This window comes from Bartonella sp. B23, assembly GCF_053793815.1.
Genome location: NZ_CP200033.1, coordinates 1060026 through 1080812 on the forward strand (window position 1 = coordinate 1060026; position 20787 = coordinate 1080812).

Here is a 20787-nt window from a genome sequence, read left to right on the forward strand (position 1 = left end):
ACCTTCCAAGAAGATAACAAAAACAACGCCTCCAACTAAACCAATTTTCAGGATAAAAATCTTCTCTCAAGAATGATAAAAATCCCTTATTCCTTGGATAATTATATCCTGGTCAATTTGCGTTAAATAAGGATGCATAGGTAAACTTAGAACACAATCTCCCAAAGATTCAGAAACAGAAAGAGAATTTTTTACATAAGAAAAATTTTTATAAGCCGGCTGTTGATGTAAGGGAGTCTTGTAATAAACCATTGTAGGAATAGATTTTTTCTGTAAATAATCCTTTAATCTATCACGCTCTTCCGCTTTAACAGTATATTGTGCATAAGCACAACGCATGTTCTCTCCAACTTCTGGAACTGTGACAACACCTCTTAATCCATCGGAGTAACGTCGAGCAATTTCCTCTCGTTTTTCCATTTCATCTTCAAAAATTACAAGCTTTTCTAGCAAAATTGCAGCCTGAATAGCATCTAAACGTGAATTCATACCAATACGCACATTGTCGTATTGCGTTTCACCTTTACCATGAAACAAAATAGAGCGTAAAAGTGCGGCTAAATTATCATCATTTGTCATCATAGCACCTCCATCGCCGTAACACCCTAATGGTTTTGCAGGATAAAAACTCGTTGCGGCAACATCACCAAAAGCTCCGCACATAATATTACCGCTCCTTCCCCCTATCGATTGAGCGGCATCTTCAATAACAAAAAGATTCTCCTGTACAGCTATTTTGGCAATTTGCACATAATCAGCAGGAAGCCCAAACAAATCAACGGCAATAATTGCCTTTGGTTTAAGACGTCCCTCTTTTTTAACTATTTCTATTGCTTCACAAAGTTTCTCAACATCAATATTGAATGTATCAGGAAGGACATCAACAAAAACAGGCTCAGCTCCTACCAGAGCGACAACTTCAGCAGTTGCACAAAACGTGAAACTGGGACAAAAAACAGCATCGCCTAAACCAATATTTTGAGCCATAAGAGGCATCTTCAGCGCGTCAGTTCCATTAGCACATGCAACCACATGTTTAACGCCAAGATAATCTGCTAATTGCTCTTCGAACTCTGTAACTTTTGACCCTAAAATATACTTACCACTAGTGATCACATGCGCAATTGCAGAATTGATTTTATCTTCAATGCGCACACGCTGCGCTCCAAGGTCGATGAATTGCATATTAACTCCATTGATAATCACAAGAATGCAAAAATACTATTTATTTTCTTTTATCTAATAATAATTGACGCTAGCAGCAGTTAAAATCCGTAAAACAGCAAGAGCATCATCACCATTTGTGCGAGGAGATTGGCGCGTTTCAATACAATGAAGGAAATGTTGTAATTCACAAGTAAGCGGTAAATCTTCACAAACATCAATGTAATTCAACTCATCAGTGCTAAAGGCCCACTCTTGATTCTCTTTCCAAATGGCAAAACCGTGTAATGCTAATTTACGATTCCATGGTTCCATATCATTAAAAACGAGCATAGCCTTTGTACCAACAACAGTTAAACGCCTTTCACGATAGGGACTAAAACGTGAAGCAAAAAGATGGCTACGTATACCATTTGGAAAAGTCATATGAACATGAGAAAAATCAGAACACCGATCAATGACAGCAGCTCCTTCACCTCGAATTTCTGAGGGTTCACATCCTGTCAAAGCCAAGATCATTGAGAGATCATGAGGAGCAAGATCCCATAAAGCGTCGCTTTGTGTATGAAATTTTCCAAAACCTAATCGGTAAGAATATATATAACGTACATCGCCTAATTCTCCCTTTGCTACTAACTCATACATTTTTTCAAAAGCAGGATGAAAGCGCACAATATGACCCACCATAAAAATCCGATCATATTGACTAGCAACCTGCACTTGACGTTCAGCATCAGCGACATTTAAGGCAATAGGTTTTTCAACCAAGACATCTTTACCATTTTCAACAGCACGTATCACATTGTCTGTGTGAAATTGTGGAGGCAACGCCAACACAAGTGCATCAATACCATTATGAGCAAAAAGATCATCAGGCGCAACAACATCCACGCCATACATATTTGCAAAACTCGCAGCACGATCAACATTAGCATCAGAAACTGCTACTAAAGCTCCAAGTTTTTGAAGCGTCCGTATATGATTTCCACCCCAATGACCGCATCCTAAAACCGCTACACGTGGCACCATCTTTATGCCTACCTTACTTCATCATATAAAAATTATATTTCCCTATACTCTCCATATCGAGGATAACATGGAATGACAAGCAAAAAGCTTAAAACGATGCTTGACATCCTACTATTCTACCTCTTATATCCGCAAAAGGTGAGATAAGTGCAATCATAGTGATTTGATTTTGGCGGAGTAGCTCAGTAGGTTAGAGCAGAGGAATCATAATCCTTGTGTCGGGGGTTCGAATCCCTCCTCCGCTACCGTTTTGTTTTCTAGAATGTTTTATTTTGTATATAGCTTGCTGCCTCGTTTTGTACAGATTTATTTTTTCACAGGGTTTTCAAGGTGGCTTTAAAGGATCTTCACAGGCCTTTCAAAGAGTCTTTTTTCTATTAAAAATCGCAATTTGTGATGATCAGTTCTTTAGCAATAGCATTATTTGAGCTGCCACATAAATAAGATGTGGTGACCTCTTTTATATGAAATTGACTAAAGGTTTTCCGAATTTTTGGTACGTCATTTAAAGAAAGAAGAAACTTGCCCTTTAATTACGCAAGAATCGTAGCCATCACCTGATAATCTTCTCGTTTAAACAAATCCTTTCCATAGTAATTCTCAGCACCCCAATAAGGCGGATCAAGGTAAAACAAAACGTTTTATTTATCATAGCGAAGAATAAAGTCTGACCAATCTGTATTTTCAATCGCAACCCTTGCCAAGCGCTGGCAAAGAAGCTCTAATGACGCTTCAACCTTAAAATAATTAAACCGTGCACCACAGCTCGTTTCAACGCCAAATGTGCGCTTTACCACCTTGCCGCTAAAACTTGACCGTTGCAAATACAAAAACCGAACAACACGCTCTAAATCGGTTAAATCCTTTTGCTCTTGCCGTGAGAGACGTTGAAATGCCTAACGGATGCTGATTTGGAACTTTAGCATATCCATAAAAGGCCGATAATGGCGTTGCAAAACTCTGAAAAAATTGATCACATCTCCCCTGAGCGATCAGGGATGATTTCCACAACTGGTATCAATGTTCTCCTAAAGAAAATTCCTCCCATTCCAATAAAAGTTCAGCATAAGCATTGTGCGGAATCTATTCAAAATTTTGACAAGGATTTTGGCCAATATTCCCTTGCCACAAACATAAACAGCTGCTGGTGTCACAGCAAAAACAGATTGTGATGTTTCTGAATAAATTGTGTCCATAATTTCTTAACTTCTTCCATCCATAAGTGCCTTCTTCTCATTGCTTTGAGTGATAAAAAATGGCTGCAATGTTATGTCTTTTGGCATCGGACAATTTTATCGATAAACTGTTCCCGTTGGCTGGATAACAAGACAAGCCTCTATTACTTACTATTTCCCCTTTCCTTTTCTGGTCCTTCTAGGATAATTTCTGTGGTATAGTTGCTGGCTTTTTCATGGCGATGGGGCACCGTAGAGGCTTTCCATTGTCCATTCATTTCCCCACGAAACCCACAGAGAAAAAAGGTTGATTGGCCATGATTTCTGGGTGAACCTCTAACAGAAACAAACAACTTCCAACAGCACGACAAAGCCTCTCTCCTTTTTTGTAAAAGCATCCTCAATATGCTTTCCGCCTTCCTGAATATGTGTACTCATAAAGTTAAAACCACGGGCAGCACTTTCTGGAACAATACCAGAAGAAATCATTGCCGTACCAAAAGCCGCGATTTCACGTGCCGTGAGCTTAAACATGGTTGCCGCGCCAATGGCACGATTGGTAAAATCGGAAACTTCACTGGCTTTTGCCGTCATATGATTGGAAAGATAATTGATAGCATCGCCTAAATCTTCAATGCCTCTCTGATTCAATTGAAAAACGTTACGCAACTTAGCAAAACACTCACCAATTTGATCACCAGACATATTAAAGGCTACGGCAGCCTTTGCCGCATAAATGCTAAAAGCTTCCAAATTCTGTTCACTAATCCCTGATTTAGCAATTGTGGTTGATTATCCGCCAATGCCATACCACGCAAAATAGACCGCAATTCTAGATGTAAATACTGAGTAATGCGGTTAAAACGTCTTACTGACTCTTCAGACAAACCAATGCAATCCGCTACATGTTTAGCAAAAGGGCAGACATTACCAAATTGCTCTAAAACTGCGCCATCACCGATCAAAGGTCAACTTGCATTTTTGATTTTTTATTCTCTTCACGCTCAATATTGCTTTGATCTGAATTTTGTGCAACACATTAGTTTACAACGCACTGCTCTTGTCAATTATGAAATCGGAGCACACGAACCAGCATCCTCAACAACTAACGCCCATCGTAGGGTCTATAACATTAACCCCCATTGGCTCGTTACGGGTGAAGGAGAAATGTTTCGTGACGTAGATAAAGCGAAAGCCGCTGGTTTTAAACCACAAACTATCCTTGATGAACTCATAAAAAAGCTTGGTCGTATAGCTTATATGACCTATCGTGGTATGAAAATAAAACTCCTCCCTGAAGATATAGCGGAAATCGCGGCGGAACTCTATAGAAAGTTGCAAGAGCTTGTTCAAAACATCAACGATATGGAAAAAATCGAAGCAACTTTTCCTCTTCTAAAACCACACTTAAAACGGTAGATTGAAACTGAAAAGGCACATCTAGAAATCACACAAAATACGGCTTAATGTCCCTCTAAAATACAAAGATGCAGGCGCATTTCTATTTTGCTTTTTTAGTAATTTTAGCTGATTTTGAGGCTAACCTGACTTTTTAGGTGATTTTTTTCAAAGATCTTTCAAATTCGATCTTCCAGGCTTTCAAAAACCTTTCAAAGCCTTTTTTCATTTTTAGCACAAAATTCCGATTTTTATGATTTTTCGCTCTTTTTGGAAATTTTAGATATCAAAATCCAATTTGATAAAACATGCATTTAATAGTAAAAATCGTACATAAAAACAACAAATTAACACATATTCCTAATCAATCCCATCTCTTCCCACTGAATACAAAAACAATTGTCAAACTACACCCGATCTTAATATTTGAAAATTCTTCACTTATTCTAAATGTGCAACATATAAAAATATATTATTATCATGCACTTACCATAGACCATACTTTTACCGCAATTTAAGACAAGAACTCACGCCGTTTAAGCCTGACTTTATTTAATCGTAAAGCTAAATGCGCAACGCCAAGATAATTTGCAGATTCTGTTACGATTAATCATAATCCATCAAGCAATTCATTTTTTAAAATAGTGCCAAGGTTAAAAGGATTATACGTCACAATAACAACTAAAAAATAAATAGTAACTCTGGCAGTTAACAAGCACAAATATCTGTTCAAAAAAACGAAAAGTAACACGCCTAATTTGTACTAATATGAATCCACCTATGGCTTTTAAAATCAACGAATAAGATTACATAAACGATACGATTTAATTGTTATTTTTCTAGGTACAAATATTTGATCCTGTTAATTACCACAATATTTTTATTTTTTATTGTATACGAGCTGTACTTTTTTCTACCTCCCTCTCTTTTGTAGAGTAACTTCAATCTTTGATATGTTAAAATTAACAATTGCTACGTATTCACCGCGCAGTGCACAACACCATATATCGTACAATCATAAAAACCGTAAAAAAATTAAAGACTAAAATTTAACTTCCTGTCTTAAAATCCCTATTATGAATAGCTACTTAGCTTCAAAAAAGTACGTTTTTCATTTTCTTTTTTAAAGCAAAGAAAATATCCAAAACGTAATCATTAATTATAGTAACAACATGCTCATTCAGAATACTCAGCGCTTGCTACAATTTTTGAAATTTAATTAGGTAAATTTGATTAAATACATTTCGTTCATGTTTTTTCTAACCTAAACGGTTAATCAATTCTGTTTTTGTAATATCAGTTTCATAAAAAGCTTCTAGAGCTACTAAATTAAGGATATTCTATGCATCTATTGTTAACTCCAAAATATTTTTACACTGCCGTATAAGTACCAAGAAAGCTACAGATAGAATGGATTCACATAATGCCAACCATAAAGATTTAACAGCATTTCCAATTCCTTACCCATATTTTTCCTCAAATGTCATTACCTTCAGTATAGCTGAAAGGCTACCATAACCTTGCCAAGCTTTAATTTTGATGTGAAATTTTTTCTTTAATACTTAATTCTTATTGAATTAAAAAACTATAGACATCAAGATACTCTTGTTGCATCTTTACGTAATTTTATTCACGTTGCTATGTTTTTCCGCATTTACTGATACGCTCTTTTCATCGCGTGTAATCTATTATTTTCACTAACACATTTTAAATATGAGAGATGCGTAAATAAAAATGATAGAACAGGATTTTTAAACTTCCCTTTGACAGTCTTAAGAAGAAGTATCATTTTAATAAAGTTTTTTCAAAAAACTACCGCAGCTGCGATACCCTTCTTTGTGAGCTATAGCAATTCAAAAAATATAACTCATCTAGACTGTCAAAAGCCAAACAATGCATTCTTTTGCATTCTACCAATTAAATATGGAAAATATGGAATTGTATAAATATGATCCTAAATCAGCATATACACGCGCTACTTTCTGAAAGATTGATCTTATACTTTTCCAAAAAGCACCATAATTACCTGAATGGACAGGTGTAACAACTTTATTTAATAAAGAATTCATCTGATCATCACAAAATATATTTGTCGCAAAAACTGTAGGAATAACAATAACAGATTCTTCTCTTTGAGAAACTACATGTCCAGACGCTTTTACAACAGACAAGAAACTTAAAATAATAATGCACACAGCAAAGTAATATCTTATATTCATAGCTTTATTTTGATCCTTATTCTTATTTAAAAAAACGTAATGTTAAAATAATATTATATCATTTTGCATAAATATCAATAATTATATAATACAAAAAGATAAAAATGTTTCAATATTTATTTCATTAAACAAATATATAAAATAATATTCCATTAAATAAATTATATTATATGTTTTTTGCTATAAATATATCAAAATATGCTATTGATAGAAACACAATCATTATTTCTAATTGTTAACTTTTAACGTTAAAAACTATAAATTTGCTGATAAAAAATTTAAAATCACAATTTGTGCTTAATAAAACATCTAAAAATTCTTCAATAAATTTATTTTAAACAAAAATCAAAAAATATCTCTTATAAACAGCAGAGATTATTTTTTACCCTTTTATATATCTTATATGATATTCTGTGCGAATTTTATACTACTGGTCTCTTATATTGGCAATTTGGATAGTCATGCAACATTTAGGTAGTCGTATAATAAGATGCTTTTATCTTGGTACATGCCCTCTCACCTATGGCACAAAAAATAAAACAAAAAAACTTTATAGCATGTCTTCTCTTTTTATCTTTATGTAAACTGCGATACACAACCTCAATTCAAACATAAGAACTACCCTTCCTTTTGGGTAATGAGAGGAGTAGATTTTTTAACTGTAAGTGCAACAAAAGATGAAATCAGCACTTTCAGAAAATCACCAATCAAAAAACCTAATGAACTTATTAAAGCTGTTAGCAAAGGAACTTGAGTAATATAGCTCATCCATGGTATTCCAAAAAGGAAAACAATTCCAACTCCACCTACAGTATTTATCACAAACAATGTAATAAAATTTAGATGACGCCAAAATAGCTCGACCATAAAACCAATAAAAAATGCAGCAACTGGATAACCAATTATATAACCTCCACCAGCTCCCAAAAAAACACCGATTCCTCCACGTCCACCAGCTAATAAAGGTAAACCAATAGCAACAAGCACAAGAAAAAGGAGAGATGCTAAAGCTCCTCTTTTCGCGCCTAATATAGACCCTGCTAACATTGGTCCCATTGACTGAGCAGTAATAGGAAGCCCAAGAAAAATAGGAAGGAAAATAGGAGGAAAAAGTCCTAAAATCGCGTAAATAGCAGCAAATAGAGCAATATAGGTTAGATCTTTTGTATTCATTGGATGATCCCCTTATCATGAATAACTTCATCATCAGAATCACAATCATAAGAACGCGCATCTAATGCTTCAGCAACTTCTGAAGCCATCCTTATAGTTCGTATAATTAATGGCATTGCAAGAGCAATAATACTTGCATCAAATCCACGTGCCCTTTGTGCTTCACGCACTTCATTGAATTTTTCACTAATAACTGGGATAAATCTGATTGCCATGGATAACACCATACTAAATTTTGATGGATTTATACCAAAGCGTTGAAATGGTTGAAGCCATGTTTCAATTGCATTCACCATATCTGAAACTTTTGTTGTTAAAGATAAAAGTGATGCCAAAAAAGCAAGAGAAAGAAGACGTAATATAACCTCAAAACCTGTAGACCAATTCTTAAAAAGAACTTGAAAAACAAATATAAGAACTAAAAATAAGCCCATTGCTTTAAGCTGTTTTAATACATTTTTAAAAGGAATTTTCGCAACTCTATACAATAAAGATACAAATAGCAAAAAGGGTAAAAGGATAAATATCGACGATACCATAAACAGGCTAGTTGCACATACAACAAGGAATAACAGCTTTCCTCCTGGTCTGAGCCTATGAATAAACGTATCTTGATGAAAATATAAGCCGATCACGACATTTTTTCTATATATTCTTTGATCGCAACAAAAGGTACATCATCAACAACTATTTCTCCCTTTTCAAAGACCAGCACTCTATCAAACTTTTTAAGAAATTCCAAATCATGTGATACAACAATTACCGTTTGTGATAATTCTTCTATAACGTGCGTAACACGGCGCTTATTTCGTAAATCAAGTAATGTTGTTGGTTCATCAAAAACAATATAGTCTGGATTCATTGCTACTATACTGGAAATGGCAACGAGTTGCTTTTGCCCACCACTTAATAAATGAACTGCATGATTTCTAAAATTTTGAAGATCATAGCGCTGTAAAATTTCATCTACACGCTCCTTAATTTCATCTTTACTAAGTTTTAGATTTTTGAGTCCAAAAGATAAATCTTCTTCCACTAATGGTAAAATAATTTGATTATCAGGATTTTGAAAAACAAATCCTACTTTACGTTTTACTGCCTTTGCATCGCGCTTTGTATCAAGCCCATCAACGCTTACAAAACCATGAGAAGGTAATTGTAACCCATTGATAAGGCGAACAAATGTACTTTTCCCAGAACCGTTCGCACCAATAACAGCGATTCGTCTTTCAGTAAGCTGTACAGTAATATTCTTTAAAACACACAAATCTCCAAAAATTTGTGTTACTTTATCAAACTTTATAATCCCCAAGATTTATTCCAATCAATCCCTTTTATTGCCTTTTCTACCGCTATCGATTAGTTTATAACTCGAGAGTAAAAATAAGCACCATACAGGAATAATAAGAATTGATAAACTCATATCAGGCATCTGCACAGGGATATATGCTTCAAGACAAGACGTCTTTACCCCTATCATATCAAAACCTCGAGCCATTAATCCATTCTTCCCAAAACCACTCACACACATAATGCAGAATAATAAAGCAAAAAAGCAGAGGCAAAGATAGTTAGCGTAAGGATATAAATCAAACGCATAAATAAAAGCCCTTTTTCTGTTCTTATGCGCTTTTCGAAATTTCAAATGAACAATAACAATAATAGCCCAAGTAATAACCGCTGCTGCAGTTGCAAGAGCCATGATCCGCATAAAACTGTTATCAGGGATAAGAGCATTAACAGCGATAATCATCGCAGTACAAATCGATGAAAAAAGGACAGCAATGTAAGGAACACGAGCAGCACTAAGTTTGCTAAAAATATGTGGAGCATTTTTTTGTATGGCTAAACTGTAAAGCATACGGCTATTAGAATAAATACCGCTATTGTAAACTGAAATAGCAGCCATAATGACTACAAAGTTCAAAATATGACCAGCAGCTGGAATTCCTATTGTCTCGAAAATTGTAACAAAAGGACTACCATTGTTCCCGATCATACTCCACGGGCTCATCATCATAATAACACCAATAGAGCCAACATAAAAAATTACAATCCTCCACATAACTTTACGAACAGCGATTGGAATTGTCTTTCGTGGATTTGATATCTCTCCAGCAGCAACACCAATTAATTCTGTTCCTCCAAAAGAAAACATCACCACGCACGTAGCCAAAACAACTCCTGTTGCACCATAAGGGAAAAAACCGCCGTGAGACCAAAGGTTATGAATACCAGATTCATATCCATCTATTCCAATGAAAATAAGAAAAATTCCAAAAATAATCATACCAACAACAGCAGAAACTTTAATCAAAGCTAAGAAAAATTCAAATTCACCGTAAAAACGAACATTCAATAAATTAATCAATGTCACAAAAAAAAGAACGATAAAGGATGACTTCCAATGATCAATCAAAATCCAATGATCTAGATAAAATCCAATAACGGTAAGTTCGGTCATACCAACGAGAATATAAAGAAACCAATAATTCCAACCTGTTATGAAACCAGCTAAACTCCCCCAATATTTATAGGCAAAGAAACTAAAAGCACCTGATGTTGGCTCTTCCACTGACATCTCACCAAGCATCCTCATGATGAAATAGATAATAAGTCCCCCAAAGAGATATGCTAAAATTGTTGAAGGTCCAGCTAATTTGATAGACTCTGTCGACCCATAAAAAAGGCCTGTTCCAATAACACCACCTAAAGCAATCATTTGAACGTGACGGTTTTGAAGATTACGCTTCAATTCATTGTGCTTTTCCTCAAACATCATTCCTCATTATCTTTGTTGAATTCAACCTAAATTTTCATCGAGACAAAACAATCATGGTTTTTATGCATCTTTTTCAAAAAAATACAAAACGAACGTAAACTTATTTTCTTGTTATAATGCAACTCCTTGTTTTGATGTGCATTATGTGAATGCTCCGTTAAAATTATAGGAAGAAATATGCTCCGTCCTTTACTTAAATTAATCGCTTTCATTTTCGTTACACTAGCAATTATAGCATTCGTCATTGATAGTACACACTCTGTAAGTGCATCACATTGGACGACAAACCCTTTAAATAAAATATTAGCAAACCTTCTGCAGACAGATATTTATCGTCTTAATCAGTCTATATGTAATACCATACCAGATTTCCTATCCTCAATTTGCATTGCTCTTACTTATTTACCAGCATGGTCTATCTCGGGTGCCTTAGCAGTAATATGTTGTATTTTGAATCGCAAAAAACAAAAGCGTTTTCATAAAATATTATATACAGAAAAATATATTTGATCTTGATAAAATTCTTCTAGAATTTATGGTGCTATACACAATTAATATACTTTTAATATATTTTAGAAAATTTAATTTTATAAAATGGCTGAAAACTATTTTGTTAAAAGGGGCAGACTAAAAGCATCTTATAATGAGCACAGCCGGCTCATTATCGCTGTAAGTGACTGCGTATCGACCCATTTTTTTATTAACGATTAAATTTAATCTCTCATCGTACCTATAAAAAAGTCTGTACCGGAAAACTGACGGTTTCGAAATAGCTAATTTTCCCATAATCACTAATTAGAGCATTCCAAAAAGTTTTCTCTGTTTTTCAGCACCACGGAAGCGCATATAGGAAATGCTTCTTAGATAATATCAGAACTCCTTATAAGATTGGAATTTCTGGAAAAAACGAAGAAGATTTTGAATTTTATAAAAGCTATACTCCATATCTAACAGAATGCATTAAATAAAAAGATGGGCAGTAATCAAATATAATTACGATAAAAACCCATATCATAATGGCTTATCCTCTGTTGAATCTTGAAAAAATTCAAGGTATCTAATATCATCTGTTGATGAGAAGATAGCGAAATAATATCTTGGAAACCACTCCGTTCTTCTAAATCTGAAAATCTCCTCATTAAAATACTAAATTTTTCAAATATCTCATTCAAACTTTTTCATTGATCAATTACAATACAAGAAATCTCGTCAATAAGATTTTTTTGATAGGATAGTTTTGTTTTTAACTTTATTAGCCTATTTTCATCAGACATGGCTCTTACTCTATTTTAAATAAAAACGTATTTAATTCATTAATCCACCATTTTCACCCTCATTTCTATAAAAATGAGAATTAATTTTTCTGCTGACTCTATTGATCTTATCTTCACCTCATAAAGATTGATGATATTTTTTATTCTCCCCATTGCCTACCCAATAAAATTCTTCATTTCCATAGAAGTAGCAGATATTTTTATCTTTATGAGGAAATCCTAACATCACCTTCCACTCCAAAGATGCATTTTTTATGCAATATTCTAAGTTTAAACGCGATCTTACAATTGAAAAGCATTTTATAGCATTAAAATCAAAAAAATACTATTCTACTCCTGTTCTTTGCGCTCCCCCACCTCCTATCTCAATAATTACAGCATTTATAAATTATTGAAAAAAATGCATACTTGCTTTTGTGCGAACTTTTGGCTATTACCCTCAAACTGGCTTTTGTCTAGCTAATATACAAACATACGCCGCATTAGCTCAGTTGGTAGAGCACATCATTCGTAATGATGGGGTCGCTGGTTCGAATCCGGCATGCGGCACCATTTTGTTTATTGTAGCTTGCCACCTGGTTATAGCTTTGTAGCTTGCTGCCTCGTTTTGTACAGATTTATTTTTTCACAGGGTTTTCAAGGAGACTTTAAAGGATCTTCACAGGCCCTTCAAGGATTCTTTTTTCTATTAAAAATCGCAATTTGTGATGATCAGTTCTTTAGCAATAGTATTATTTGAGCTGCCACATAAATAAGATGTGGTGACCTCTTTTATATGGAATTGACTAAAGGTTTTCCGAATTTTTGGTACGTCATTTAAAGAAAGAAGAAACTTGCCCTTTAATTGCGCAAAAATCGTAGCCATCACCTGATAATCTTCTCGTTTAAACAAATCTTTTCCATAGTAATTCTCAGCACCCCAATAAGGCAGATCAAGGTAAAACAAAACGTTTTATTTATCATAGCGAAGAATAAAGTCTGACCAATCTGTATTTTCAATCGCAACCCTTGCCAAGCGCTGGCAAAGAAGCTCTAATGACGCTTCAACCTTAAAATAATTAAACCGTGCACCACAGCTCGTTTCAACGCCAAATGTGCGCTTTACCACCTTGCCGCTAAAACTTGACCGTTGCAAATACAAAAACCGAACAACACGCTCTAAATCGGTTAAATCCTTTTGCTCTTGCCGTGAGAGACGTTGAAATGCCTAACGGATGCTGATTTGGAACTTTAGCATATCCATAAAAGGCCGATAATGGCGTTGCAAAACTCTGAAAAAATTGATCACATCTCCCCTGAGCGATCATTGATGATTTCCACAACTGGTATCAATGTTCTCCTAAAGAAAATTCCTCCCATTCCAATAAAAAGTTCAGCATAAATATTATGGAAGATGCCTTCTATAATCTGAACAATGGTTTTTGCTAATACTTTTTTGCCGCTGTTTTTGAAGAACCAACAGAAGATCATTACCACACGTTGCCATAGGATATGGCAGAAAAATAGCAAAAAAGGCTACAATGCTACAGGAAAAGTAGAAATTCATTTCAACGTCGAACGGAGTAATAGCGCTATCATGAACAAACAAAAAGCTGACTATCTTCTAATTTATGGTGATGTTTCAAGTACTAAACTTGTTTATATCACTGGACATTTGGAAAAGAACAACATTAAAGTAGATACTTCTTCTCTTACCAGTGGACGTAATCTTTCACTCATTCAAGTTTTTTGGAAAGTAAATCAAAACTCTTTCAAACTTGCAAAGAACTATATCACAATAAGTGGTTCACCTTATAAATATATACTAAACAAAACCCTTTAGGAGAAAATAAAAATTTCTGGGACTTTCGCTTACAACTGGTACTGCTTGGATAGTGAATCAAAAGTAAAAACCATTATGCAATAAATATAAGCTATTTGGTCATACCTAGTGCTCTCTTGTATACTGGATTGACCAGTATGGCTAAGCAAAGTGCAACTGTTAGCCAATATGAGAACATCTATCTTAGGGAAAAAATAAGACAAACGGAATGGCTTCTTCTTACACACCTGTGAAAAAACAGGAACCTTACTTTCTGATAAGTAGTGCTCCTAATAAATATAATTACAGCAGCGCTAATCTTCACTATACTGCTCTACAAGGAGCTGTTAACTTTATCGCACTAGAAGGACAAAATACCTACAACACATTTTTGTCTTGTAGGAACCTATAGACAATCCTTTTTCACTCCAGAGAATATTCAAGACCGTAAGTTTAAGAGCATGTTGAATAAACGATCACTTCACTCACTACCTATGCAGTATACAGCGTGACCGTAATTCTTATCCTGATACTCTTTTACCCTATAAAATCCTAAAAAAAGATATCATCAATGTTATCATTGACAAAACCAAAAAATTGAAGTCGACCACCAACAAAAGATTTTCAAAGAACTGGTCTATTCATAGAATTTTTTTTCAAGTAGAATACACTATTAATTTCAAGACAAGTCCGTAACAACAGACATATTGTTATCTGCATATACACTTTATAAAAAATGGTAACACAATATGCTACCTTTTTTATTCACAAAATCTGTTTTTCTTCCAAATAACCTCCTTTTAAGAATAAAACTTAGCGTTTTTGGATAAATAAAACCTCAAACTGTAAAAAAGCCAAAACCAATCAAGGACAATAAAAACCAAACTCTACAAAATGGTCAAATTTTTCGGGAAATACGATATCACAAACCACTTGTGATTGCTCACAAACTGAACGCTCAAAGTTCTACAATAAAAACTTCTGAACATAAGTTTATAATCAAAAAAACAATATAATAATTATTAGAAAACAATACACATCAGGGCATCTGCATGATTTATAATACATACACGACCAGCAAAATTAATATATAGTCAAACCATCTCCCAGTAAATTATTTTAGCAAAATTTCATACCATAAAAAATACAAAGGCTCCCTATTGCAACAACAATGCGAAACATTTCTAGAAATCTACAACAGAAAAATTATATTTTCTCTTTTATAAAACTCATTACGCGCTTTCTTCTCCACGAACAATAGGCTCAATACTTGCTTCAAAAAACATCTTTGTATAGTTATGTTGTGCGTGTAAACTGCGCAAATCATCATTGCTAAGCTCTTCAAGAATAATCCCTTTATGCATAATTCCAACACGTTCGCAGATGTGTGCCACAACAGCAAGATCGTGGGATACCATCAAATAAGTGAGATTTCTTTCCTCCCGTAACGACTTTAACAAATTTAAAATTTCAGCCTGTACCGATACATCCAATGCAGATGTTGGCTCATCAAGCAACAAAACCTCTGGCTCGATAATTAGAGCACGTGCAAGAGCAATACGCTGACGTTGTCCTCCAGATAATTCATGCGGATAACGATAAAGAAACGAAGAATCTAAACCAACAGAATTTAAAGCATCATGCACTAGCCTTTTTGAATTATCCATCCCATGGATTTTGAGAGATTCAGACAGGACAGTATGAACCATTTTTCTTGGATGAAGCGAAGCATAAGGATCTTGAAAAACCATTTGAATACGGCGTAAAAAGTTCTTATCTTTTTTTTTTGAAACTTCTTCTCCATCAAAAATGAAACACCCACTATAATCTGGAATCAACCCAACCAGTGTATTCAAAATGGTTGATTTTCCACATCCTGATTCGCCAATCAAACCATAAGCTTCGCCACGCTTAATATGAAAGTTGACATTTTTAACAACAGTTACTGCTTTATGCCTGTTCCCAAAAGTTACCGATAAATTAGAAACGTCAATGATATTCTTACAATTCGTCATGAATAACCTCTTCAACACCATTAATAATCGTAGGATGATGCAACCAATCAGAATCGCGTTCAGGAACAGCTAAAACATCAACAGGATTATCAAGCCGTGGTAAACTCGCTAATAGAGCTCTAGTATAAGGATGACAAGCGTGCGATAAGTCACACGCAGGCAATTCTTCTAACACACGACCTGCATACATAACCAAAACACGGTCACAAAAATCAGCAATCATATTCAAATCGTGACTAATAAAAATAAGTCCCGTTCCAGATTTAGTAACAAGCTCATCTAATACCGATAAGACTTGACGTCTTACTGTAATATCAAGTGCAGAGGTTGGCTCATCTGCAATAATTAAATCAGGTTTAGGAATAAGCATCATTGCAATCATTACACGCTGTCCCATACCACCTGATATTTCATGAGGAAACAACCGCATTACACGCTCTGGATCACGAATATGAACAGATTCCAACATAGAAATTGTCTGCTCCCACGCATCAGCTTTTGAAACACGGTAATGAATACGGTAAGCCTCCATAATCTGTTCCCCAATCCGTATCAATGGATTAAGCGAATATTTTGGATCCTGTAAAATCATCGAAATACGCTTACCCCGAATAGTTCGCATCTGATGTTCACTTGCACGCAATAAATCGACACCATCAAAGTGCATTTTTTTAGCTTTGACCATTCCTGCTCTTGGAGTTAATTTAAGTATTGCACGCCCAGTTATTGACTTTCCAGACCCGGATTCGCCAACAATTCCAATTTTTTCTTTTCCAACAGAAAAGCTAATGCCGCGCACAACTTCTGCAATGCCACGCCTTGTGGGAAAAGCAACACGTAAATCTTCTATCTCTAATAACTTTTTATCCATTGCGCGGATCCAATACATCACGAAGTCCATCACCTAACAAATTGAAAGCAAGACTTGCTAACAGTATTGCACAACCCGGTATCGCCACCAACCACCAATTTGTCATCATAAATTCACGGCCAGATGAAAGCATTGCTCCCCATTCAGGACTTGGTAATTGAGCTCCCAGCCCTAAAAAACCAAGACCAGCAGCCGTTAAAATAATTCCAGACATATCTAATGTTAACCGTACCACCACTGAAGGAATACACATCGGTGCAACATGAAACAAAATAATCCGCCAAGCAGATGCCCCTTGCAAACGAATAGCAGAAACATAATCAGATGAACGTATCGTCAGAGTCTCAGCACGTGCTAAACGCGCTATTGGCGGCCATGCTGCAATCGAAATAGCAATAGATGCATTTTCAATACCTGGTCCCAAAGCTGCTGAAAAAGCAAGAGCTAAAATTAAAGCTGGAAAAGCGAGAAAAATATCAACAATGCGCATAAGAGTAGTATCCACCCATCCTCCTATATAGCCAGATACAGTCCCAACAATGAGTCCTATCGGTCCCACAATAATTGTAGTGAGAAAAACAACATAAAGCGTAATACGTGCACCAAAAATGATACGACTAAAAATGTCACGCCCCAATTCATCTGTACCAAAATAATGCGACATAGAGGGTGGCTGCAATCGATGCGCAAGATCATTGCTAACAAAATCATCAGTAGCAATCCAAGGAGCAAAAATCGCACATAAAACAATAATAAAAATAATAATCAGACCCAATAGAGCCGAAAAATTATGAGAAAACTTAATCAATGCATGATAAATTCTTTGTACATTTGCCTGCGATATTGACCGTGGAACAGATTCATTTAACCAACGTCCCAAAGAAAATGACGATTGCGATTCATTATGATTAGTTATTGTCATATTCAACGTGTCCTTGGATCAAAGATTCGATAAAGCAAATCAGAAAATAAATTAATAACGACAAAGAGAAACCCTACAAGCAATGTGCATCCGACGACTGCATTCATATCTCCAGCTAAAAGAGCATTGGTCAAGTAATGCCCAAAACCAGGCCAAGCAAAAACTGTCTCCGTTAACACAGCACCTTCTAATAAAAAAGCATAAGAAAGTGCAACAACAGTGATAACCTGAACCGCAGCATTACGAAAAGCATGTCCCCAAACTGTTCGCGCCAACGATAATCCCTTCACACGCGCAGTAATGATATATTCCTGATTGAGTTGTTCAATCATAAACACGCGTGTCATACGGCTAATATAAGCCATAGCGCCAAAAGCTAAAATTAAAGCAGGCATAATAATATGACTGAAAACATTACCAAAGGCTTCCCACTGTCCCTGACAGGCGGTATCCAAGAGAAAAAATCCTGTTTTCGGTTCAAAAGAATATTCATAAATAAAATCAATACGTCCTGGGCCACTAATCCAGCCAAGCTTGGCATAAAAGACCAATAACGCCATTAGCCCAAGCCAAAAAGTTGGGGTTGAATAACTCAGGAGTGTAAAAGTCCGGACAAAGTAATCAATAAATGAATCGCGATACATTGCCGCAAAAACACCAAATGGAATACCAAGACTCGTACCAATCACAATAGCAACTGTGGAAAGCTCTAACGTCGCTGGAAACACCCGCATGATATCTTCCAAGACAGGACGACCTGAGGTTAAAGCATCTCCAAAATCAAACAAAAATATATTACAAATATAGTTCCAATATTGGATAATCAATGGCTTATCAAGACCCAACTTATGAAACATTGCATCATAAGCCTCTTGACTAATATTATCACCAAGAATAGCAAGAACGGGATCTAAAGGAAGCAGGTGGCCAATAAAAAAAGTGACAGTCACCAAACCAAGCAGCGTAAAAAAAACTGAAATAAACAATTTTAGTATCTTGAAAAAAAGGTCCCATACGAACATCTTTTTTTGCTTTTGTGATGCTTCTTTTTCAGATTCTGAAAATGGCAAAACCATCATAATACCCCCCCTCGATAGCCACCAAACATAAAAATAACACCTTTTGTACAAGCAAGAAAAGCCGCATCAAGCACGCTCTAAAATTTTCTTCATAACATACTCTATTTTTCTGCATCATTGTAGTAAAGTCTAAAACTATTCCAAACCCATTTTTTTACTGCCGGTCCCATACCAATGGTATAGTATGTCTGAAATAAATAGACCATAGGGCCATGTTCAAACACATAATGCTGTAGAGCACGATACTGCAAAATACGTTTATTTTGATCTTGTTCAAACAAAGCATCCATCACCATTTTATTGACATTTTCATCATAATATCCAGCACGCCAAGCCAAATACATATTGTGTTTTTTTGTAAAGGTTGGATCAGGATTAAAAACGTGATTTAATGAAGCAGGATGACCATCAGGATCAGAACTTCCCCATCCCATGATAGCAGTGTCATAATTTCCACCACGTACGCGGCTTAACAATTGATTTTGCGCCATTTTTTCAATTATGAGCTCAATACCGATTTTGCGTGCATTAGCCTGAATAGACTGCGCAACAGACGACATATAACTAAGACTACCGACCAAAAGATTAACCGTAAAACCATCAGGATAACCGGCCTCACGGATCAACTGCTTTGCTTTTTCTAAATCTAACTTAAAAAACAATCCCTCTTTTTCATCCAAAGCGCCAGGAATTCCTAATGGCATATAACTCGTACGTGGAACTGCAATGCCCTTTACAACAGTGTTTCCAAGACCTTCGTAATCAACCAAATAACGAAATGCCAACCTCACTTTTTCGTTAGCAAAAACTGCATTCTTATTGTTTAGCGATAGATAAACAATTTGCGGTCGCAAAACACGATCAATTCTGATCTCTCCTCTCTGTTTTTCAATATCCAAAATATCCTCCGAAGAGAGATCACGCGCTATATCTACATCACCTTTTTCCAAAAGCAATCTCTGGCTTGCTGATTCAGCCACATGCCGCACTACAATATACTTAATTTTAGGCATATCTCCCCAATAATGTTGCGTAGCCTGTAGTACCACTTTTTCCCCTGGAGACCATCGTACTAATTTGTACGGTCCAACACAAGCCGAATGCGTGGCCAAATATTTATTACCCATATCCCCGCCAACACTCTTTGCTTCAATTGTTTGCCGATCAAGCAAAGCAGAAGCGTAAGACTGTCCAATCACCGTCAATATAAGCTGGATAGGATAGGGTTTATCTAATTTCAGTTGTAAAGTTTTATCATCGAGAGCTTTAATATTTGTTTCAATGTTATTTTTATTGAACCCATAATCCATCAAAGATTGAGCATAACTCAATCCTAATTTAATAATGCGTTGCATCGACCATGCGAGATCCTGCGCTGTCGCGGCTCTTCCATCATCAAACTTTAAGTCATCACGAAGATGAAAAACGATTCTTGTCCCGTTATCTAAGACATCCCAAGATTGAGCCATAGCAGGGCGAATTTTTGTGGGATCATGCCTATCATACTGCACTAACGCACTGCAAATATTCATCAATAACTCACTCGCCACAACCTCAACCGATTGAGCTGGATCAAAACTACTAATTGAATCAATATTCCATGCCATCACCAATGTATCTTTAGATGATGTACTTAGTGCTGGTGATATAAATCCATTTAAAAATCCGATTATGCTTAATGAAATACAAAAATTTTTAAACATTTCTTTTTTCTCACTTCACCATTTTCTTTGGCATTTTATTTTATCTTCTTCATACAGAGTAGTTTTAATTTCCCTCTTTCATCCCTCAGTAGCATAGCGCAAGACATCAACTTCACCGATCAAATATTCATAAAACAAGCTCTTCACACATCAAACCATAATTGAGATGCATACCATCTATA

At 35.5% G+C, this 20787-nt stretch carries 15 protein-coding genes, 2 tRNA genes and 3 pseudogenes; 4 read left to right on the top strand and 16 right to left on the bottom strand.

What is annotated here, in order from left to right; all coding sequences use genetic code 11:
* Positions 1-66 precede the first annotated feature (66 nt).
* On the bottom strand, positions 67-1185 hold the full coding sequence (locus tag V4B17_RS04760; protein WP_455479054.1) for a DegT/DnrJ/EryC1/StrS family aminotransferase: 1119 nt from the start codon (positions 1183-1185) through the stop codon (positions 67-69).
* Between the two features lie 54 nt (positions 1186-1239).
* A complete protein-coding gene (locus V4B17_RS04765) occupies positions 1240-2193 on the bottom strand; it encodes a Gfo/Idh/MocA family protein (protein ID WP_455479055.1) in 954 nt (317 codons plus the stop codon).
* Between the two features lie 171 nt (positions 2194-2364).
* On the opposite strand from V4B17_RS04765, the gene V4B17_RS04770 reads away from it, so the two are divergent.
* Positions 2365-2438: transfer RNA gene (locus V4B17_RS04770), tRNA-Met, on the top strand.
* 132 nt (positions 2439-2570) lie between these two features.
* Here V4B17_RS04770 and V4B17_RS04775 read toward each other — a convergent pair.
* The 3 genes and pseudogenes from V4B17_RS04775 to V4B17_RS04785 form a co-directional block, all read right to left on the bottom strand.
* Positions 2571-3389: pseudogene (locus V4B17_RS04775) on the bottom strand (DNA adenine methylase).
* A gap of 143 nt (positions 3390-3532) precedes the next feature.
* Positions 3533-3739 (bottom strand): hypothetical protein, encoded by a 207-nt coding sequence (locus V4B17_RS04780; protein ID WP_455479056.1) that lies wholly within the window; start codon positions 3737-3739, stop codon positions 3533-3535.
* A gap of 16 nt (positions 3740-3755) precedes the next feature.
* Positions 3756-4139, bottom strand: a pseudogene (locus tag V4B17_RS04785) (phage tail tape measure protein); the annotation flags it as partial.
* Between the two features lie 81 nt (positions 4140-4220).
* Here V4B17_RS04785 and V4B17_RS04790 point away from each other — a divergent pair.
* Entirely contained in the window at positions 4221-4787 is a 567-nt protein-coding gene (locus V4B17_RS04790) for a hypothetical protein (protein ID WP_455479057.1), read from the top strand.
* A gap of 1889 nt (positions 4788-6676) precedes the next feature.
* On the opposite strand, the gene V4B17_RS04795 is transcribed toward V4B17_RS04790, so the two are convergent.
* From V4B17_RS04795 to V4B17_RS04815, 5 genes are all read right to left on the bottom strand, one after another.
* The gene (locus tag V4B17_RS04795; RefSeq protein WP_455479058.1) at positions 6677-6985 is read right to left on the bottom strand and encodes a hypothetical protein; all 309 of its coding nucleotides are present in this window, start codon (positions 6983-6985) and stop codon (positions 6677-6679) included.
* 618 nt (positions 6986-7603) lie between these two features.
* On the bottom strand, positions 7604-8158 hold the full coding sequence (locus V4B17_RS04800; RefSeq protein WP_455479059.1) for a biotin transporter BioY: 555 nt from the start codon (positions 8156-8158) through the stop codon (positions 7604-7606).
* Positions 8155-8793: an energy-coupling factor transporter transmembrane component T family protein gene (locus V4B17_RS04805; RefSeq protein WP_455479060.1), complete on the bottom strand. Its 639-nt coding sequence runs from the start codon at positions 8791-8793 to the stop codon at positions 8155-8157. Before V4B17_RS04805 ends, V4B17_RS04800 begins: the two co-directional genes overlap by 4 nt.
* Positions 8790-9470, bottom strand: coding sequence for an energy-coupling factor ABC transporter ATP-binding protein (locus tag V4B17_RS04810; RefSeq protein WP_455479061.1), 681 nt, complete (start codon positions 9468-9470; stop codon positions 8790-8792). The genes V4B17_RS04805 and V4B17_RS04810 overlap by 4 nt, the downstream gene beginning before the upstream one ends.
* A gap of 12 nt (positions 9471-9482) precedes the next feature.
* Positions 9483-10940, bottom strand: a complete 1458-nt coding sequence (locus V4B17_RS04815; RefSeq protein ID WP_455479062.1) for an amino acid permease — start codon at positions 10938-10940, stop codon at positions 9483-9485.
* A gap of 1750 nt (positions 10941-12690) precedes the next feature.
* Between V4B17_RS04815 and V4B17_RS04820 the strand changes: the two genes are divergently transcribed.
* Positions 12691-12766, top strand: a tRNA-Thr gene (locus V4B17_RS04820).
* A 136-nt stretch (positions 12767-12902) separates the two neighbouring features.
* Here the strand turns inward: V4B17_RS04820 and V4B17_RS04825 are convergent.
* A pseudogene (locus V4B17_RS04825) lies at positions 12903-13684 on the bottom strand (DNA adenine methylase).
* A gap of 106 nt (positions 13685-13790) precedes the next feature.
* On the opposite strand from V4B17_RS04825, the gene V4B17_RS04830 reads away from it, so the two are divergent.
* Positions 13791-14036 (top strand): hypothetical protein, encoded by a 246-nt coding sequence (locus V4B17_RS04830; protein ID WP_455479063.1) that lies wholly within the window; start codon positions 13791-13793, stop codon positions 14034-14036.
* A gap of 1211 nt (positions 14037-15247) precedes the next feature.
* Here V4B17_RS04830 and V4B17_RS04835 read toward each other — a convergent pair.
* From V4B17_RS04835 to V4B17_RS04855, 5 genes are all read right to left on the bottom strand, one after another.
* Positions 15248-16030, bottom strand: coding sequence for an ABC transporter ATP-binding protein (locus V4B17_RS04835; protein WP_455479064.1), 783 nt, complete (start codon positions 16028-16030; stop codon positions 15248-15250).
* Positions 16017-16901, bottom strand: coding sequence for an ABC transporter ATP-binding protein (locus V4B17_RS04840; protein WP_455479065.1), 885 nt, complete (start codon positions 16899-16901; stop codon positions 16017-16019). Before V4B17_RS04840 ends, V4B17_RS04835 begins: the two co-directional genes overlap by 14 nt.
* Positions 16894-17823: an ABC transporter permease gene (locus V4B17_RS04845; protein ID WP_455479066.1), complete on the bottom strand. Its 930-nt coding sequence runs from the start codon at positions 17821-17823 to the stop codon at positions 16894-16896. Before V4B17_RS04845 ends, V4B17_RS04840 begins: the two co-directional genes overlap by 8 nt.
* Before the next feature lie 2 nt (positions 17824-17825).
* Positions 17826-18899, bottom strand: a complete 1074-nt coding sequence (locus tag V4B17_RS04850; RefSeq protein ID WP_455480187.1) for an ABC transporter permease — start codon at positions 18897-18899, stop codon at positions 17826-17828.
* 104 nt (positions 18900-19003) lie between these two features.
* Positions 19004-20605, bottom strand: a complete 1602-nt coding sequence (locus V4B17_RS04855) for an ABC transporter substrate-binding protein (protein ID WP_455479067.1) — start codon at positions 20603-20605, stop codon at positions 19004-19006.
* Between the last annotated feature and the right edge of the window lie 182 nt (positions 20606-20787).

What these genes read in the sequence shown, in the direction of transcription:
- V4B17_RS04830 (WP_455479063.1), top strand. Translation starts at nt 13,791, where the DNA reads ATGAACAAACAAAAAGCTGACTATCTTCTAATTTATGGTGATGTTTCA.
- V4B17_RS04760 (WP_455479054.1), bottom strand. Translation starts at nt 1,185, where the DNA reads ATGCAATTCATCGACCTTGGAGCGCAGCGTGTGCGCATTGAAGATAAA.
- V4B17_RS04840 (WP_455479065.1), bottom strand. Translation starts at nt 16,901, where the DNA reads ATGGATAAAAAGTTATTAGAGATAGAAGATTTACGTGTTGCTTTTCCC.
- V4B17_RS04815 (WP_455479062.1), bottom strand. Translation starts at nt 10,940, where the DNA reads ATGATGTTTGAGGAAAAGCACAATGAATTGAAGCGTAATCTTCAAAAC.
- V4B17_RS04835 (WP_455479064.1), bottom strand. Translation starts at nt 16,030, where the DNA reads ATGACGAATTGTAAGAATATCATTGACGTTTCTAATTTATCGGTAACT.
- V4B17_RS04795 (WP_455479058.1), bottom strand. Translation starts at nt 6,985, where the DNA reads ATGAATATAAGATATTACTTTGCTGTGTGCATTATTATTTTAAGTTTC.
- V4B17_RS04790 (WP_455479057.1), top strand. Translation starts at nt 4,221, where the DNA reads ATGCGGTTAAAACGTCTTACTGACTCTTCAGACAAACCAATGCAATCC.
- V4B17_RS04845 (WP_455479066.1), bottom strand. Translation starts at nt 17,823, where the DNA reads ATGACAATAACTAATCATAATGAATCGCAATCGTCATTTTCTTTGGGA.
- V4B17_RS04765 (WP_455479055.1), bottom strand. Translation starts at nt 2,193, where the DNA reads ATGGTGCCACGTGTAGCGGTTTTAGGATGCGGTCATTGGGGTGGAAAT.
- V4B17_RS04800 (WP_455479059.1), bottom strand. Translation starts at nt 8,158, where the DNA reads ATGAATACAAAAGATCTAACCTATATTGCTCTATTTGCTGCTATTTAC.
- V4B17_RS04850 (WP_455480187.1), bottom strand. Translation starts at nt 18,899, where the DNA reads ATGGTTTTGCCATTTTCAGAATCTGAAAAAGAAGCATCACAAAAGCAA.
- V4B17_RS04855 (WP_455479067.1), bottom strand. Translation starts at nt 20,605, where the DNA reads ATGTTTAAAAATTTTTGTATTTCATTAAGCATAATCGGATTTTTAAAT.